Source organism: Pararoseomonas baculiformis (assembly GCF_017813395.1).
Classification (GTDB): Bacteria; Pseudomonadota; Alphaproteobacteria; order Acetobacterales; family Acetobacteraceae; genus Roseomonas; species Roseomonas baculiformis.
Genome location: NZ_JAGIZB010000028.1, coordinates 12,337 through 28,924, shown reverse-complemented (window position 1 = coordinate 28,924; position 16,588 = coordinate 12,337). Strand labels below are relative to the sequence as shown.

Below are 16,588 nucleotides of genomic sequence, written 5' to 3'. Positions count from 1 at the left end.
CAGATTGGAGGATCCTCCCGGCCCGCCAGTCAGGCCATGGCAGCACCCATGATCGCTTCTCATGCCAGAACGCCTAGAGCAGGTTCGTGCTCGCCTACTTGCGGGAACCACCGCCAAGACAATGGCGCAGCGCTGCAGATCGCGGTAACTTGAACACCGAAGCGACCCTGGGAAGCCCCTGGCAGTCGGACTCAACCTGACCGATCTGAACGGAGCTCTGTGGCCGGTGCCCCCCGCGAATTCCAAGGACAACGACAAGGCGCTTCCATTTATCCAGTGGACCTACGGCCTGATCAATCGGCTCGTAGCCTGCTCGGACATGGCCATGATCCTATGCGCGGCCATCCTTTCCTACTACTGGCCCGTGCTGGTCTATGCGAATCAGCTGACCTTCTTCCAGCTGCTTGTCCTCGCGCTGATCGAGGTGGTGGCGTTCCATCAGATGATGACTCGCCTGGTGGCCTACCGGGTGGAGCACTACACAAATCCGATCACGTCGGCGCTCCATCTTCTCGGCGCCCTTCTGCCCACCTGGGTGATCAGCGTGGCGATCCTCACCTCCTTCGCGCCGGATGTGCTGCGCAGCCCCGGGTGGCTGCTGGTGTGGCATATCCTGCAGGTGCTTCTTCTGGTGGTCGGCCGTCTTGTCCAGCGCGTGTTGATCGGCATGGCCAATCGCCAGCGCCTGCTGCGCCGGCGCGTTGTGATCGTCGGCGCCAACGAACTGGCCGAGCAACTGATCCCTGAACTGTCAGGCGTGACGCACGGTGGCTACGACATCCTGGGGGTGGTGCGCAGCACCGGCGATGACACCGCGGTGGACCGCGTTGCGGGCGTTCCGGTCCTCGGTGATCTTGAGACGCTCAACAGCATCTCGCTGAACGAAACCATCGACATCGTCGTGATCGCGCTACCCTGGTCGCGAGCGCAGGAGATGTTCCACCTCATGGAGGCAGTGAACTGGATCGCCGCTGACGTGGTGATCCCGTTCGGGCGTGACCAGGTCGCGCCCAGCTATGCCGGGCTGACACAGATGGGCCGGACAACGACGCTGCAGGTGATGAGCCGTCCGTTCAAAGGCTCCCAGGGTGTGCTCAAGGTTGCCGAGGATTACGTCGTCGCCTCCGTCGCTGTCCTTCTCCTCAGCCCGCTCATGCTGATGGCGGCCATCGCGATCCGCCTGGAAGGGCCAGGCCCGATCCTGTTCCGGCAGTGGCGGCCGGGCTTCGGGCGCAAGCCGTTCGCCATCTACAAGTTCCGCACCATGCATGTGAACCCGAATGACGATGCGACGATCGGGACGACGGGCCGGAGCGATCCGCGCATCACGCGCGTCGGCGCCGTTTTGCGGCGGCTGAGCATCGATGAGTTGCCGCAGATCTTCAATGTGCTGAGGGGCGAGATGTCGATCGTCGGCCCGCGCCCCTACGTGGCCAACATGCTCGTCGGCAATGAGCGCTTCTCGGACCTGGTCGCCAAATATGCCGAACGGCACCGGATCAAGCCTGGCCTGACCGGCTATGCGCAGGCAAATGGCATGCGGAGCTATGCACTCCGCTCGGCCGAAAATGCGCGGCGCAGCATCGAGATGGACCTGCACTACATGACCCATTGGTCCCTGTGGCTGGACATCAAGATCATGTTCAAGACCCTGGTTTCGGGCCTGGCGGGACGCAACGTCTTCTAGGCTCGGGGCCGCGGGGAACATGTCACGCCACGCGGCCCACCTAAGCCTTCCCGCCTCTGCATCACGCACTCGGGAAACAGATAAAGGAGGAACGTCCTTTCAGACCGATCCAGGATGGCAATCTATTCCGACATCCCGCGATTGATCTGAGTTCTCAGCGGCCTCACCTCTGCGTCCGGAGTGGAGCGACAAGGACCAGGGAGGGAGGTAAAATCCGCATCGCAAGGACGCTGGAATCGCCCAAAGCGCCGAAGCCTCTCAGCGCGGCACGGACACTGCACAGTTGAAGGAAGACAGTCATCGAAGAAGATTTGGCGCGCCCGAAAGGATTCGAACCTCTGACCCCCAGATTCGTAGTCTGGTGCTCTATCCAGCTGAGCTACGGGCGCATCACCAAAGTCTTCAATGAACAAGAACCTAAACTCGCAAATCCGGGAGCTTGGCGCGCTCGAGAGGATTCGAACCCCTAACCCCCAGATCCGTAGTCTAGTGCTCTATCCAGTTGAGCTACGAGCGCTCTCCTTGGGCCGGGGAATAGCGCCTCTGGCTGAGGGGTGCAAGCCCCCGAAACGGAACAATCGTCATCCTGATACATGGCCTGTCATGATGCTCTCGTCGCCCCGTATTTATGCCGGATCCGGGCCGATCGATTGTTCCTTCGTATCGCGCGTGTACCCTCGCGTTTGCCTGCCGCTCCGGGCAGAGGATTCCGCCATGTCCGACGTCCTGCACAAGCTGACCTGTTCCGGCGATCTCTTCCGATCCTGGATATGCGAAGAGAGTGGCGTTGGCAGGTACCTCCTGCGAAGCGGAGGCGGCGGGGGCCAGCAGAGCCTCTATTTCACCAAGCCCTGCTGCGATGACGGTTTCAACTATCTCTGGTTCGCATGGTCGAGGGCCAATGGGGGCCATGCCTGGGGCGGGCGCATGCTCGGCCTCGTGGACTTGGTTCAGGGAGAGATGCGGCTGCTGGCAGAACTGGCCTTTACCGATGGCTCCCTTGCAGTCCTCCCTGAGACAGGTGACATCCTGTGGTGCAACACCTCATCTGTCTTCCGCCGCGAGCCGCTCCTCCGCTGCCGGCCACAGCGCCTTGGCGGTCTGCCAGTGGAGATGACACGGAACCGCTTCGTAAGGCGCGTTGCCACGCAATTGAGCGTCAGCGGTGACGGACGGAAGGTCTTCCTCGACAGCCAGATCGGACAGCGCGTGGTCATGGCCACGCTCGACATGGAAACGGGCGGCTATGAGCCCCACTTCAGCAGCGCCCACGTCTTCAACCATGCGCAGTTCTCGCCGTGTGAGCCTGACCTGGTGTTGCTGGCGCGTGACGACGACACCGATTTCACAACGGGGCAGTCCACCCCCTACGACCACCGCATGTTCCTCTACCGCCTCGGCGGGGAGCTCACGCCGATCGGTCCGTCCGGGCGCTCCTTCGGGCACGAAGTATGGAGCGCCGATGGAAAATACATCTGGTTCCTGGACTTTCGCGCCGGTGTCATGCGGCTAACGGTCAGCTCCGGAGAGGTTGAGCTGATCTGGCCTGGTGTCGGCTGGCATGCGCAGGCCAGCCGATGCGGGCGCTATCTCGTCGCGGACCACCGCATCAATCGCGGCACCGGTTATTCCGTGCGCTTCGTGAATTGCATGACAGGAAAAGAAGTAGAGATCGCGCGGATGCTGGTGCCGACGGAGGACCTTCTCCATACGCACCCGCATCCGCGCTTCGGGGCACGGGACAGCGTGATCACCTACACGACGACCGTGCGTGGGAGGGCAGACCTCGCTGTCGTGCCCGTGGCTTCACTCCTGGCGGCCACGGGCTGAAGGGCAAGGGCTCAGGCCCCCTGCCCTTTTTGTTCAGGCGGCGAGCTTATCCAGTTCGCGCACCACAGCCTCACCCATTACAGAGGTGCCCACGCGGGCGGCGCCGGGCACCATGATGTCGGCCGTGCGAAGGCCGCCGGCCAGCACCTTTTCCACCGCCGTCTCGATCAGCTTGGCGTCTTCCTCCATGCCGAAGGACCAGCGGAGCAGCATGGCGAAGGAGAGGATCTGGGCGGAGGGGTTCGCAATGCCGCGGCCCGCGATATCCGGCGCAGAGCCATGGATCGGCTCGTAGAGCGCGTGGCGCCGGCCACTTGAATCCGGAGCACCAAGCGTGGCCGAGGGCAGCATGCCAAGGCTGCCGGTAACAGCCGCGGCGAGATCGGAAAGCAGGTCCCCGAAGAGGTTGCTGGCCAGGATCACGTCGAACTGCTTCGGCCGGGATGCGAGCTGCATCGCGCAGTTATCGGCATACATGTGGGACAGCTCGACCTCCGGGAATTCCGACTTGCCGACGGAGGTCACGACCTCGCGCCAGAAGCGGCCGGACTGCATCACATTGGCCTTCTCGACACTCGTCAGCTTGTTCTGCCGCTTGCGCGCCAGCTCAAAGGCGATCCGCGCGACGCGGGAGATTTCTTCCTCGGTATAGGATTCCGTGTCGTAGCCGCGCCGCATGCCGTTCGGCATCGTCTCGATCCCGCGCGGCTCGCCGAAATAGATGCCGCCCGTGCTCTCCCGCACGATCATGAGGTCGAGGCCGGACACGAGGTCGGCCTTCAACGAGGAAGCCTGGGCAAGCGGCGCCCAGACGATCGCCGGGCGCAGGTTCGCGAAAAGGCCGAGATCCTTCCGAAGGCGAAGGATGCCGAGTTCGGGACGGTTCTCGAAGGGCAGGGAATCCCATTTCGGGCCGCCGACCGAACCGAAGAGCACGGCATCGGCGCGCACGGCCTTCTCCACCGTGCTGTCGGGGCATGGATGGCCCTCGGCATCGATGGCAGCGCCACCCACCAACCCTTCCTCGATCTCGAAGCTCACATGGCGGCGGCGGTCCATCCACTCCACCACGCGGCGCACCTCGCGCATGACCTCGGGGCCGATGCCGTCACCCGGCAGCACCAGCAGCTTCTTGTTGGCGGGCAAATCGAATGCTCCTGGTGCGAGGGAGGTTGGAGAGGATCAGCCGTAGAGCCAGGGCTGCGCGGCACGCTGCTTCTGCTCGAAGCTCTCGATCACCGGCGCACGCTGCATGGTCTCGCCGATGTCGTCGAGGCCGTTCAGCAGCCGGTGCTTGCGCAGCGGATCGACATCGAAGGGGATCTCATCGCCGTTCGGGCGAACCACAACCTGCCGTGCGAGATCGACCGTGATGCGGGAGTTGGCGCCCATCCGCGCGTCCTCCATCAGCTGGTCGCAGATCTCGCGCGGCAGCTTAATCGGCAGGATCCCGTTCTTGAAGCTGTTGTTGAAGAAGATGTCGGCGAAATCGGGGGCAATGACGCAGCGGATCCCGAAATCCAGCAGCGCCCAGGGGGCATGCTCGCGCGATGAACCGCAGCCGAAATTCTCATGCGCGACGAGGATCTCGGCCTGGCGGTAAGGCTCCTGGTTCAGCACGAAATCCGGCTTTTCCGAGCCATCATCGTTGAAGCGCATATCGGCGAAGGCCGCACGGCCCAGCCCCTTGCGCTCGATGGTCTTGAGGAAGCGCGCCGGGATGATCTTGTCGGTGTCGACATTCGCCATCGGCAGCGGCGCGGCAACGCCCGTGAGCGTGGTGAATGGCCTCACGACATCAGCTCCCGAACATCGGCCAGGCGGCCCGTCACGGCGGCGGCGGCGGCCATGGCCGGAGAGAGCAGATGCGTGCGCGCCCCCTTCCCCTGGCGCCCCTCGAAGTTCCGGTTCGAGGTGCTGGCGCAGCGCTGTCCCGGCTCCAAGCGGTCCGGGTTCATGCCCAGGCACATGGAGCAGCCTGCCTCTCGCCACTCGAAGCCGGCTTCCTTCAGGATGACGTCCAGGCCTTCCTTCTCGGCCTGTTCCTTCACCAGGCCGGAGCCGGGCACGACCATGGCGCGAACGCCTTCGGCCACGCGGCGGCCCTTCATCACCTCGGCCGCGGCGCGAATGTCCTCGATCCGCCCATTGGTGCAGGAGCCGAGGAAGACCGCGTCCACCTTCAGGTCCTGCAGGCGCTGGCCGGGGGTCAGGCCCATATAGTCCACCATGCGCCGCAGCTGGCTCCGGCGCGCCTCGTCGGATGCATCCTCCGGATTGGGAACCACCCCGGTGATTGGCAGGACATCCTCGGGCGAGGTGCCCCAGCTGACCATGGGCGCGATCTCGGAGGCGTCGAGCGCCACCTCCTTGTCGAACTGCGCACCCTCATCGGAGGGCAGCGTGCTCCACCACTGGATGGCCCGCTCCAGCGCCTCGCCCTTCGGCGCCATGGGACGGGTGCGGACATACTCGAAGGTGGTCTCGTCGGGTGCGATCATGCCCGCGCGCGCGCCGGCCTCGATGGACATGTTGCACACCGTCATGCGCCCGGCCATGTCGAGCGCGCGGATCGCCTCGCCGGCGAACTCGATCACATGGCCCGTGCCGCCGGCCGTGCCGATCTTGCCGATGATGGCCAGGACAATGTCCTTGGCGGTGCAGCCGAAGCCTAGCTTGCCGTTCACCGTCACCCGCATGTTCTTCGCGGGCTTCTGCAGCAGGGTCTGGGTGGCCAGCACATGCTCCACCTCGGAGGTGCCGATGCCGAAGGCCAGCGCGCCCAGCGCGCCATGGGTGGAGGTGTGGCTGTCACCGCAGACGATGGTCATGCCCGGCAGGGAGATGCCGAGTTCCGGCCCGACGATGTGGACGATGCCCTGCCGCTTGTCGTTCAGCGGGATGTAGGTGACGCCGAACTCGGCGACGTTCTTCTCCAGCGTCGCCACCTGCAGCGCGCTGTCCGGCTCCTGGATACCGGTGAAACGGGTCGAGTCCGTCGGGACGTTGTGGTCGGTCACGGCGAAGGTGCCGTCCAGCCGGTGGACGCCGCGCCCGGCGGCCCGCAGCCCTTCGAAGGCCTGGGGGCTGGTCACCTCATGGACGAGGTGACGGTCGATGTAGAGAAGGGCCGTTCCGTCCGGAAGATTCTCGACGACATGCGCGTCCCAGATCTTGTCGAACAACGTACGCGGCTTTGTGGCCGACATGTGCTTCTTCCCTCCGATCAACCGAAATCGGCCCGCCGGGTGGTCCCGACGGGCCGTGATTCCGGCTTAAGCCTGCGCCTCGGTCTTCTTGGTGACCGTGCGCTCCTGGATGCGCGCCGACTTACCGGTGCGGCCGCGCAGGTAGTACAGCTTGGCGCGGCGCACCTTGCCGCGGCGCATCACCTGGATCTCCGCCACATTGGGGGAGTACAGCGGGAACACGCGCTCCACGCCCTCGCCGTAGGACAGCTTGCGGACGGTGAAGTTGCTGTTCAGGCCACGGTTGGAACGGGCGATGACGACGCCCTCATAGGCCTGGGTGCGGATGCGCTCGCCTTCCTGCACCTTCACCATCACGCGCACCGTGTCACCGGCGGCGAAATCCGGGGTCTCGCGGGCGCCCGCCAGGCGGGTCATCTGCTCGTGCTCGAACTGCTGCAGCAGGTTCATGGCTGTGGTCCTTCTCTTCGCTCGTTTAGGCGGGGCTTGCCGCCGGATGCAATGGCGCCTGCGCCGCGGCGTCGCGCCTTTGTTCACTCAGGAGGTCGGGACGCCGCTCGCGCGTCACCGCCTCCGATTGTTCCCGCCGCCAGCGGGCGACCTCCGCATGGTGGCCGGAGAGGAGAACCTCCGGCACGCGCAGGCCGCGCCACTCGGCGGGGCGGGTGTATTGGGGATATTCCAGCAGGTTGGCGCCCTCGGTCGCCGAGAAGCTCTCCTCCTCCGCGCTCTCGGCCGCCCCCATCACGCCGGGGATGAGGCGTACGCAGGCATCGAGCAGCACCATCGCCGCGAGCTCGCCCCCGGAGAGGACGTAATCGCCGATGGAAACCTCGATCATCCCGCGCGCCTCGATCACGCGCTGGTCCACGCCCTCATAGCGGCCGCAGAGCAGCACCAGGCCAGGGCCTGCCGCCAGCTCCCGCACCAGCGACTGCCTGAGCGGGACACCGCGCGGCGTGAGATAGACCAGCGGGCGCGCCTCGCCCTCGGGCATGGCAGCGGCGCAGGCGGCATCCACCACATCCGGGCGCAGCACCATGCCGGCGCCACCCCCGAAGGGCGTGTCATCCACCGTGCGGTGCCGGTCCGTGGTCACCTCGCGGATATCGCGCGCCTCCAGCGACCAGAGCCCGCGCTCCAGCCCCCGTCCCGCCAGCGAGGTGCCGAGCGGGCCCGGGAACATGCCCGGAAACAGGGTGAGGATGGTGGCCCGCCAGCTCATGCCACGTCCCGCCCGCCGCTCCGGCGGCGCATGGAAGGGCGGCGCGGCCGGGGCGTGTCGCTCGCCTCCGCCTCGCCGGGCTGGGGTGGAACCTCCCGCTCCCCCGGTGGGATGACCACGATCCGGCCCGCCGCAACCTCCACCACGGGCACGACGGCCCGGGTGAAAGGCAGGAGCGTCTCGCGCCCATTTGCGTCGCGCAGGGTGACCACGCTCCCCGCGCCGAAGTCCTCGACCGCCGAGACGGTGCCGATTTCTTCCCCGGCTTCCGTCTCGGCGCGAAGGCCGATCAGGTCAGTGAGGTAGAACTCATCCTCCGCGGGCTGCGGCAGGACCTCGCGCATGACGTAGAGGCGCGTGCCGGTGAGCTTGGCGGCGGCGTCGCGGTCCGCGACCCCCTCCACCTGCACCAGCCCGTCCGCCAGCCATTTCAGCACGAAGCGCCTGTCCCCGCCCTCATCGGAAAGCGGGCCATAGCTGGCGATGGCAGCCGGCTCGGCGGTGTGGGAGCGGACATGGATCAGCCCCCTCACCCCATGCGGGCGGCCAAACTCGCCGACCAGGATACGACGCGACGCGGACATGGCCTAAGCGGGGCTACCTTCAGCCGTTCGCGGCGGCCGCGGCCGCAGCACGCTCCTGGGCGCGCTTCTTCGGAGCGGACTGCTTCGGCTGGTCGCGGAAGACCGGCATCGGCGCCAGCTCGGCCTTGCCGAGGAACTTCGCCACGCGGTCGGTCGCAACGGCGCCCTGGCCCAGCCAGTGCTTGATGCGCTCGTCGAACAGGCGCACGCGCTCGGCGTGATCCGAGGGCAGCATCGGGTTGTAGGAGCCCAGGCGCTCGATGAAGCGGCCATCGCGCGGGGAGCGGCTGTCAGCCACCACGATGTGGTAGTAGGGGCGCTTCTTGGCACCGGCGCGGGCGAGGCGGATCTTAAGGCCCATATTCAGCTTCCTTAGTGTGTCTTTGCTGGTGGATCAGAAGGGGCGCTTGCCGCCCCCCATGCCAGGCAGGAGCGCGCCGAGACCGCCGCGCATCAATCCCTTCTGGCCGAGCTTGTTCATCCGCTTCATCATCGCGGACATGTCGTCGAACTGCTTCAGCAGCCGGTTCACATCCTGAACCGTGACACCGGCACCCGCGGCGATGCGCTTCTTGCGCGATGCCTTGATGATGTCGGGGTTCTTCCGCTCCTTCCGCGTCATCGAGGAGATGATGGCGGCCTGGCGCCCGATCATCCCGTCGTCGATTTTCGCGTTGGCGATCTTGTCCTTCATCGCGCCCATGCCGGGCAGCATGCCGAGGATCCCCGAAAGGTTCCCCATCTTGCCGACCTGCTTGAGCTGGGCCGCGAAGTCCTCCAGGTCGAAGGTGCCCTTCTGCATCTTCGCGGCGAGCTTCTCGGCCTCGTCGCGGTCGATGGTCTCCGCGGCACGCTCCACGAGGGAGACGATGTCGCCCATGCCGAGGATGCGTCCGGCGATGCGGGAGGGATGGAAATCCTCCAGCGCGTCCAGCTTCTCGCCAGCGCCAAGCAGGCGGATCGGCGCACCGGTCACGGCCCGCATGGACAGCGCCGCACCGCCACGCGCATCACCATCGACGCGGGTCATGACGATGCCGTTGACGCCGACGCGGTCCTGGAAGTTCCGCGCGGTGTTCACCGCGTCCTGGCCCGTCATGGCATCGACGACGAGCAGGGTCTGGTGCGGCTTCGTCGCGGCCTTCACGGCCGCGACCTCATCCATCAGCACGTCATCGATGGAAAGACGGCCGGCCGTGTCGAGGATGACGACGTCGTAGAGCTCGCGCCGGGCCAAATCCATGGCACGCGCGGCGATCTCCAGCGGGGTCTGGCCGGGGATGATCGGCAGGCTTGTGACACCGGCCTGGCCAGCCAGGGTCTGCAACTGGAGCTGCGCGGCCGGGCGCTGCACGTCCAGCGAGGCCAGCAGGATCTTCTTCTTCTCGCGCGTGCGCAGGCGAAGGGCGATCTTGCCCGAGGTGGTGGTCTTGCCGGAGCCCTGCAGGCCGACCATTAGGATCGGCACCGGCGCCGGGGCGTTTAGGTCCAGCCCCGGGGCTTCCGACCCCTCCCCGCCCCCTAGCGCCTCGACCAGCGCGTCGTTGACGATCTTGATGACCTGCTGGGCCGGGGAGACGCTGCGAATCACCTCCGCCCCGACCGCGCGCTCCCGCACCTTGTTGATCAGGTCGCGCGCCACGGGCAGGGCCACATCGGCCTCCAGCAGGGCAATGCGGACCTCGCGCAGGGCCTCGTTCACGTCGGCTTCGGACAGGGCCCCGCGGCGGCGGAGCTTATCGAAGACGCCGTTCAGGCGAGAGGAGAGCGCCTCGAACATTCGGGCGGGGTAAATCCTGTTCTGTTGGGACCGCCCCATGACCGATCGCACCGCTGCGCGAGCCTTCGCGGAGCGGTGGAGCCGGCACCATGATGGCGGCCGACTTATGGGCGGGACATGTCCCGTGAGCGGCGTCGCTTACAGGATGCGAAGCGCCTGCGTCAACAAGTACGGCAGCAGGGTGACGGATAAGGCCTGAAGACCGGCTCCAGAGGGCGATCCATGCAGTTCGGCGTTGACATTTTCGTGATATGCGATCAAACGGCTCTGTAAACTCTTTTTACGGTTGTATCATTCTCAAAATGACACAACCGTCCAACCGCACGAAGGCCTTCGCCTCGCCCCCATTGGGCAGAAAGAGGCATTCGGGACGGAATACTACACTCGTTTGGGTTGCAGACGCTCACAGGAAAGGTTCAGAGATGCAGAGCGCCCCCATGGCCCAGAGCGAAGCGCTGTTGCCGCCGCCGGCGGTCAGCCGCGATGCGCTGGAGAACAGCACGCTCATCGCAGTGGTGGCGGAGCTCGTGACGCATGCGCGCAAGAGGGAGTTCGCCCTTGCGGATGAACTGCTCACGGATGTGCTCGCAAAGCTGAATGGCTGGCCGGTCGAAGAACTGAACCGGCTTCCCTGACAGGCCAGGCCAGCCTGATGGCTGGCCCGCCCTCCCTTGCTCCGGGAGGCGGCGGCATCGCCGCCGCGGCACTCGTTCAGGGACCGGTTTCCAGCCGGACCAGCACCGCCTCAGCCTCCTGACGGTCAAGGCTGCCCTCCTCGCTGTTGTCCCGCTGGCGGGTGAAACGCCTGACCAGCATGTCCCGGGTGATCGCCGGATTGGCCTGCAGAAGCTTCACGACAGCGAGCCCGAGTTCCGCGTCGGCATCGACGATGCCTTCGGTCCGCCTCACCTTTCGGATCCGCTTCGCGTGCTGGTTGACGGCGTGAACCGGGGTGTCGGTGGTGGTCAGATCGGCCATGGGCGCCTCCGTAGACATCTACGCCAGATCATGGGGCATGGCGTCACCGCTGGGCTAGCCCGGCCGACAGCCCTCCCCCGCCTTGCCGCGGGCCTACGGTGCAAATCTGGGCCAAGCAGGCGCCCAGCCGCGGCGAGCTTCGGGATGCGAGTTGCGCACCGGGACGCTGCATCGATTCGGGTCACCAATCGTTTTTGACACACCGCATTCGGCGCGGAACCGCCGCCACGATTTCCCTGAAGCCGTGCCACACAGAAGAACGGCGCTCTGGTTTCTGGATGCAGCTTCCGCGCGATGCCGCTATTTTGATTTGACTTCACGTCGAGGAACTAACGTGGCCCGTCGAATCGATCGCGCAAAGTTCGGTGCCTACCTGGCCTCCCTGCGGCGCGCCCACGGCCTCTCGCGGGAAGAGCTGGCGGCCGAACTCGGGATGGATTTCGCAGCCGGCATCTCCGCCGTCGAGCATGGCCTGTCCGACCTCCCAAGGAACAAGCACGCCGCCTTCGCGCGTGCGCTTGGCGTGACCCTGGATCAGTTCCTTGAATGCAAGCGGACCGTACATTGAGGCGCTGAGGGCAGCAGAGGTGGAAGGCCAGATCTCCCCTTCGACGGCAGACCGGAGAGAACGGCTGGGCGAGGCGCTCCAACGCCCCATCCCAGCCTGACTGCCCAGCCCGGAGTAAGGAGCAACGGCCAGACAGCTTGCCAAAAGATGTGCGGATCGGGCGTCAGGTAAACCACCTCCTCATCCAAGGCGGCTTGCGGAGCGGAACGAGTTGACGAGCCTCCCCGGTCCGCAACGTAGCGCATGAACGGGGATAGCTGATTCGACCTCACCGCTGCGCGCAGCGCTCCTCTTGAAGGGTGCCAGCGCGGTCACGCTCTCATATCCTCGCAGCTTACGTCCCGAGATCACTGGATCGCAGCCAGGAGGTGCTGGCCTTGCCTCACCTCACGCGGCAGCCTCTCCCGTGAATGCCTGCCGCTGTGTCCATTCCTGCGCGTCAGAACCAACAGCCTAATCCAGCGCCGCGAAGCTCCCCCGCGCCCGCTGCAGCAGCGCCCGGAACATCGCCACCTCTGCCTCCGACATGGCCTGGGTCGCGATTTCGTTCACCGCATATGCCTCGGGCAGCAATGTCTGCCTCAAGGACCGCCCTTCTTCGGTTAGAAAGATGTGCACCTTGCGCCGGTCCGTGCCCGATCGCTCCCGGACTATCCACCCCTGCGCCTCGATCCCGCGAAGCGCAATCACGGCGGTCGGCTCCATCATGCCCACCCGCCGCGCGAGGTCGCTCTGGGTGATCCCGTCCTCCTCCCACAGCACGCGCAGGAAGTACCAGGCTCCCGGTGCCACGCCATAGGCCTGCAGGCGCGCCTGCAGGTGCCTCTGGATCGCCCGGTTCAGGTCCCGGACGAGGAAGCCGATGCTCTGGTCGAAGGGAAGCGGGTCGGCACGGACCTCGGCACTCGTCGTCATACAGCGAGCCTAGCCCGGATCACCCTCCGCCGGAATCCGCGCCTCAGGCCAACGCCGCCTGCGACATCGCCCGCTCGTCCTCCTCCTCCTCGATCCCACCGAGGGCAGCCGCTTCCTCCTCGGAAGCGCCGAGCACGCGCCAGTTTGCCGTCTTCGGCACCACGCCCTGGTAGGAGCGCAGCTTCGCCATCGGCAGGTGCGGCGCCGCCAGCCCGATCGGCTCTGCACCCGCATCGTGGCGCGCAACGGCGTCCAGCATGATGCGGCGGAACTGGATCACGGCGATGTCGCTCGCCCCCAGTCGCTCGCTCGTCCGGTCGGCGATGGCCCCCATGCTCTCCCACATCGCGATGTCCTGGTTGGGAATGCCGGGAATGCCCGTGAAGCTATCGCCGGACTTCATCCACTCCCGGTCCTGCAGGTAGTCGTTCGAGGCGTGCCGCTTTATCGGGCGAAAATCTGCGTCCACGTCCACGCCGACCTCGGCCACGCAGAACTTGCGCCAGGCCTCGGTGCTGATCGCCTCGCGGTCCGGATGCCAGGCGATAAAGTGAAAGTAGCTGTTCGTGTCGTCCTTCGGGGTAATCACGCTGGCCACGTTGTAGGTCGCATTGGGCGGGATCAGCGCGATGAAGGGCGCGACGAAGGTGGTGATCCGCACGTAGTCCTGCGTCGCCGCATTCATGATCGGTCGGCGGATCGCGGCGTAGCGCATGCCGTAATTCGTCACCTGCACCTGGATGCGTGGGTTCTTGTCAGTGGAGGGCCGCACCCAATGGGTATCCTTCGCCGCCGCCTCACCACGCGCCGGCCGCATGTCGGATGAGTGGAGCGAGGACGAGTGCGCACTATCGATCTGCCCTTCCATGATCTGCGCCCAGTTGCAGGGCAGATCGATCCGCATGATCGCCGCGTGCGCCTCCGGCGTCGGCGCCCAGGGCGGCGGCTCGAACTCCGGCATCAACGCCGGCTCGCCCATGTAGATCCACACGAAGCCGCCGGCCTCCCGCGCCGGATAAGCCTTGTGCTTCACTCGCTCCGCAAAGCCGCTCTCCTTGGGTTCGGAGGGCATGTCGGTCACGTTGCCGTCCACGTCGATCTTCCAGCCGTGATAGAGGCAGCGCAGCCCACAATTCTCGTTGCGACCGAATGCGAGCGAGGCCTTGCGGTGCGGGCACATCTCGCCCAGCACGCCCACGCGCCCCTCCGTGTCGCGGTAGGCCACGAGCTTCTCGCCGAGGATCGTGACGCGCACGGGCTTTCCATCTGGCTCCGCCACCTGCTCGGAGAGCAGGGCGGGGATCCAGTGGCGGCGCATCAGGCGCCCCATCGGCGCCTCGCCCTCTACGCGGCAGAGGGTCTCGTTTTCCTGGGCGGTGAGCATAAGGCGATTCCTCCCGGCGCCCAGGCAAGGGATAGCCCGGGCGGAAAAGCTTAGATGTCTAATCTCTATTTCCGGCGCATCTGAGGTCAAGCGAAATCCCGCTGGTCGCATGCCAGTTGCGAGTATTCGCAATCACGGTGATTGTGACACCTCCCTGACTCCGAAGACTTGCCAATGCAATCTTAGGTGCCTAACCATTATCTGAAACGGTAAGACCCGAAGCGGGGCTGCCGGGAGGACAGGCCAAGAACGATGCTGGACACACCCGCCACCGATGCGGAGCTGATGACGTTGCGCGTCGCCCGCGCCGAGCCCGCGGCGGACGGCATCCAGCTTTTTGAGCTGCGCCACCCCGACGGTGCTCCGCTCCCGCCCTTCACCCCTGGCTCGCACCTCGCGGTACGCGTGCCTTCGGGCGCGATGCGCAACTACTCCCTCTGCAATGACCCGCGCGAACGGGACCGCTACGTCATTGCCGTGAAGCGGGAGGAGAAAGGCCGCGGCGGCAGTGTCGGCCTCATCGATTCAACCCAGCCAGGTTCCACCCTGCAGGTTTCCGTCCCCCGCAACCTGTTCGAGCTCGACGAACGCGCTCCGGAATACATCTTCGTCGCCGGTGGCATCGGCATCACGCCGATCCTTGCAATGATCCACGCCGTCCAGGCCGCGGGAAAACCATTCCGCCTCTACTATCTCTCGCGCAACGCTGCCAGCACGGCGTTCCGCGACCAGGTCGCTGCGCTTGGCGAACACGTCACGGTCCACCATGACGAGGGCGTGCCCGAGGACGCATATGACCTCTGGCCCGTTTTCGAGGATCCCACAAAAGCGCAGATCTACTGCTGCGGACCCCGGCCCCTGATGGACGCTGTGCGCGACATGACCGGCCACTGGCCGGAAAACGCCGTCCATTTCGAGGATTTCGGTTCCGATCTGGTCCGCCCGCGCGATGATGACCAGCCTTTCACCGTGCAAATCGGCGCAAGCGGCGCACCGCTCGAGGTGCCGGTTGGAACCACGATTCTCGAGGTCCTGCGCGCGCATGGCCGCCCGCAGCCTTCCTCCTGCGAGAGCGGCACCTGCGGCACCTGCCGTACACGCTACCTCTCCGGCGAGGTGGACCACCGCGACATGGTCCTCACTGCCGCTGAGCGCCGAAACTCCGTGATGATCTGCGTCTCCCGCGCCAAGGGTACTCTGGTGCTGGACCTCTAGCGGTGGCGGGCGACCCCATTCGTCTGGGCGTGGCAGGCCTTGGCCGCGCCTTCATGCTGATGCTGCCGACGCTCGCGCGTGACCCGCGCCTCGCGGTTATTGCCTGCGCCGACCCGCGCGCCGAAGCCCGCGCCCGCTTCACCGAGGATTTTTCCGGCGCCCGCGCGCACGAGACGGTGGAAGCCCTCTGCGCCGACCCGTCGGTCGAAGCGATCTACATTGCCACCCCTCACCAGTTCCACGTCGCGAATGTCCGTGCCGCGGCAGCCGCCGGAAAGCACGTGCTGGTGGAAAAGCCCATGGCCCTGGCGCTCCCTGACTGCCAGGCCATGGTCCACGCCGCGCGGGCGGCTGGCATCCACCTCATTGTCGGCCACAGCCACTCCTTTGATGCCCCCTATCTCCGCACCCGCGCGATGATCCAGGGTGGCACCCACGGTGCTGTCCGCATGATCACCGCCGTGAACTTCACGGATTATCTCTACCGTCCCCGCCGGCCGGAAGAACTGGACACGTCGCAGGGCGGGGGCGCGGTGTTCTCCCAGGCGCCGCACCAGATCGAGGTCGTCCGCCTCCTCGCCGGCCGTCCCGCCCGCAGCATCCGCGCCACAGCCGCGGTGTGGGACCGCGCGCGCGGTACGGAGGGCGCCTACAACGCTCTCATCGACTTCGGGGAGGGCCTCTCCGCCACCCTCACCTACAACGGCCACGGCCATTTCGATACGGATGAGTTCCAGGACTGGATCGGTGAGATGGGCATCCCCCGCGACCCCACCTCCTATGGGGCCGCCCGCGATGCCCTGCGCCATTTCCGCACGCCCGAAGAAGAGGCCGCGCTGAAAGAGAAGCGCGCCTACGGCCGCGGCCCCGGTGCCAGGGAAGCCCGCGCCGCACCGCTCCCGCCCGCCTACAACCATTTCGGCCTCGTTCTCGCCTCCTGCGAGCGCGCAGACCTCCGCCCCACTCCGCGCGGCGTTGCCGTTTACACCGACGACGAGCGCCGCTTCGAGCCCCTGCCGCCGCCCGACGTTCCCCGTGCCGAGGTGATCGACGAGTTGGAGGCTGCCCTGCGCCACGGGGTATCCCCGCTGCATTCCGGTGAGTGGGGCACCGCAACGGTCGAGATCTGCCTCGCCCTGCTCGAATCCGCGCGCAGCGGCCGGGAAGTCCAACTGCACCATCAAGGCGCCGCATGACGCGCCAGGGGAGAGAA

General features: G+C 66.1%; 17 protein-coding genes and 2 tRNA genes. 6 read left to right on the top strand and 13 right to left on the bottom strand.

The features are described from left to right. Positions 1-226: 226 nt before the first annotated feature. Positions 227-1,687, top strand: a complete 1,461-nt coding sequence (locus J8J14_RS20920; protein WP_342452504.1) for an exopolysaccharide biosynthesis polyprenyl glycosylphosphotransferase — start codon at positions 227-229, stop codon at positions 1,685-1,687. Positions 1,688-1,999: 312 nt separating this feature from the next. On the opposite strand, the gene J8J14_RS20915 is transcribed toward J8J14_RS20920, so the two are convergent. Both J8J14_RS20915 and J8J14_RS20910 read right to left on the bottom strand, forming a co-directional pair. Beyond that, positions 2,000-2,076, bottom strand: a tRNA-Arg gene (locus J8J14_RS20915). Between the two features lie 51 nt (positions 2,077-2,127). Continuing rightward, a tRNA-Arg gene (locus J8J14_RS20910) sits at positions 2,128-2,204 on the bottom strand. Between the two features lie 197 nt (positions 2,205-2,401). Between J8J14_RS20910 and J8J14_RS20905 the strand changes: the two genes are divergently transcribed. Further along, complete coding sequence (locus J8J14_RS20905) at positions 2,402-3,517, top strand: TolB family protein (RefSeq protein ID WP_209381497.1); 1,116 nt, start codon at positions 2,402-2,404, stop codon at positions 3,515-3,517. Positions 3,518-3,550: 33 nt separating this feature from the next. Here the strand turns inward: J8J14_RS20905 and leuB are convergent, their stop codons facing one another. The 8 genes from leuB to ffh all read right to left on the bottom strand — a co-directional run bounded on the left by leuB (position 3,551) and on the right by ffh (position 10,315). Beyond that, positions 3,551-4,663, bottom strand: a complete 1,113-nt coding sequence (gene leuB / locus J8J14_RS20900; protein ID WP_209381496.1) for a 3-isopropylmalate dehydrogenase — start codon at positions 4,661-4,663, stop codon at positions 3,551-3,553. 36 nt (positions 4,664-4,699) lie between these two features. Then, entirely contained in the window at positions 4,700-5,311 is a 612-nt protein-coding gene (leuD, locus tag J8J14_RS20895; RefSeq protein WP_209381495.1) for a 3-isopropylmalate dehydratase small subunit, read from the bottom strand. After that, positions 5,308-6,726 carry a 3-isopropylmalate dehydratase large subunit gene (leuC, locus tag J8J14_RS20890; protein ID WP_209381494.1) on the bottom strand — a complete coding sequence of 473 codons (1,419 nt, stop codon included), beginning with the start codon at positions 6,724-6,726 and terminating at the stop codon, positions 5,308-5,310. Before leuC ends, leuD begins: the two co-directional genes overlap by 4 nt. 66 nt (positions 6,727-6,792) lie before the next feature. Next, complete coding sequence (gene rplS, locus J8J14_RS20885; RefSeq protein ID WP_209381493.1) at positions 6,793-7,176, bottom strand: 50S ribosomal protein L19; 384 nt, start codon at positions 7,174-7,176, stop codon at positions 6,793-6,795. A 25-nt stretch (positions 7,177-7,201) separates the two neighbouring features. Then, positions 7,202-7,951, bottom strand: coding sequence for a tRNA (guanosine(37)-N1)-methyltransferase TrmD (trmD, locus tag J8J14_RS20880; RefSeq protein ID WP_209381492.1), 750 nt, complete (start codon positions 7,949-7,951; stop codon positions 7,202-7,204). Further along, positions 7,948-8,535 (bottom strand): ribosome maturation factor RimM, encoded by a 588-nt coding sequence (rimM, locus tag J8J14_RS20875; protein WP_209381491.1) that lies wholly within the window; start codon positions 8,533-8,535, stop codon positions 7,948-7,950. Before rimM ends, trmD begins: the two co-directional genes overlap by 4 nt. 19 nt (positions 8,536-8,554) lie before the next feature. Next, positions 8,555-8,896: a 30S ribosomal protein S16 gene (rpsP, locus tag J8J14_RS20870; protein ID WP_209381490.1), complete on the bottom strand. Its 342-nt coding sequence runs from the start codon at positions 8,894-8,896 to the stop codon at positions 8,555-8,557. A 33-nt stretch (positions 8,897-8,929) separates the two neighbouring features. After that, positions 8,930-10,315 carry a signal recognition particle protein gene (gene ffh / locus J8J14_RS20865; protein WP_209381489.1) on the bottom strand — a complete coding sequence of 462 codons (1,386 nt, stop codon included), beginning with the start codon at positions 10,313-10,315 and terminating at the stop codon, positions 8,930-8,932. A 422-nt stretch (positions 10,316-10,737) separates the two neighbouring features. Here ffh and J8J14_RS20860 point away from each other — a divergent pair, with 422 nt between their 5' ends. Next, the gene (locus J8J14_RS20860; RefSeq protein WP_209381488.1) at positions 10,738-10,950 is read left to right on the top strand and encodes a hypothetical protein; all 213 of its coding nucleotides are present in this window, start codon (positions 10,738-10,740) and stop codon (positions 10,948-10,950) included. A gap of 76 nt (positions 10,951-11,026) precedes the next feature. Here J8J14_RS20860 and J8J14_RS20855 read toward each other — a convergent pair whose 3' ends face one another. After that, positions 11,027-11,293 (bottom strand): hypothetical protein, encoded by a 267-nt coding sequence (locus tag J8J14_RS20855; protein ID WP_209381487.1) that lies wholly within the window; start codon positions 11,291-11,293, stop codon positions 11,027-11,029. 334 nt (positions 11,294-11,627) lie between these two features. On the opposite strand from J8J14_RS20855, the gene J8J14_RS20850 reads away from it, so the two are divergent. Beyond that, positions 11,628-11,861, top strand: a complete 234-nt coding sequence (locus J8J14_RS20850; RefSeq protein WP_209381486.1) for a helix-turn-helix domain-containing protein — start codon at positions 11,628-11,630, stop codon at positions 11,859-11,861. Positions 11,862-12,314: 453 nt separating this feature from the next. Here the strand turns inward: J8J14_RS20850 and J8J14_RS20845 are convergent, their stop codons facing one another. Together J8J14_RS20845 and J8J14_RS20840 are read right to left on the bottom strand one after the other, a co-directional pair. Beyond that, positions 12,315-12,776, bottom strand: coding sequence for a MarR family winged helix-turn-helix transcriptional regulator (locus tag J8J14_RS20845; RefSeq protein WP_209381485.1), 462 nt, complete (start codon positions 12,774-12,776; stop codon positions 12,315-12,317). A 43-nt stretch (positions 12,777-12,819) separates the two neighbouring features. Next, the gene (locus tag J8J14_RS20840) at positions 12,820-14,160 is read right to left on the bottom strand and encodes a Rieske 2Fe-2S domain-containing protein (protein ID WP_209381484.1); all 1,341 of its coding nucleotides are present in this window, start codon (positions 14,158-14,160) and stop codon (positions 12,820-12,822) included. A 252-nt stretch (positions 14,161-14,412) separates the two neighbouring features. Between J8J14_RS20840 and J8J14_RS20835 the strand changes: the two genes are divergently transcribed. Both J8J14_RS20835 and J8J14_RS20830 read left to right on the top strand, forming a co-directional pair. Continuing rightward, a complete protein-coding gene (locus J8J14_RS20835; protein ID WP_209381483.1) occupies positions 14,413-15,375 on the top strand; it encodes a PDR/VanB family oxidoreductase in 963 nt (320 codons plus the stop codon). Between the two features lie 2 nt (positions 15,376-15,377). Next, positions 15,378-16,571 (top strand): Gfo/Idh/MocA family protein, encoded by a 1,194-nt coding sequence (locus tag J8J14_RS20830; protein WP_342452503.1) that lies wholly within the window; start codon positions 15,378-15,380, stop codon positions 16,569-16,571. The last annotated feature ends 17 nt before the right edge of the window (positions 16,572-16,588 follow it).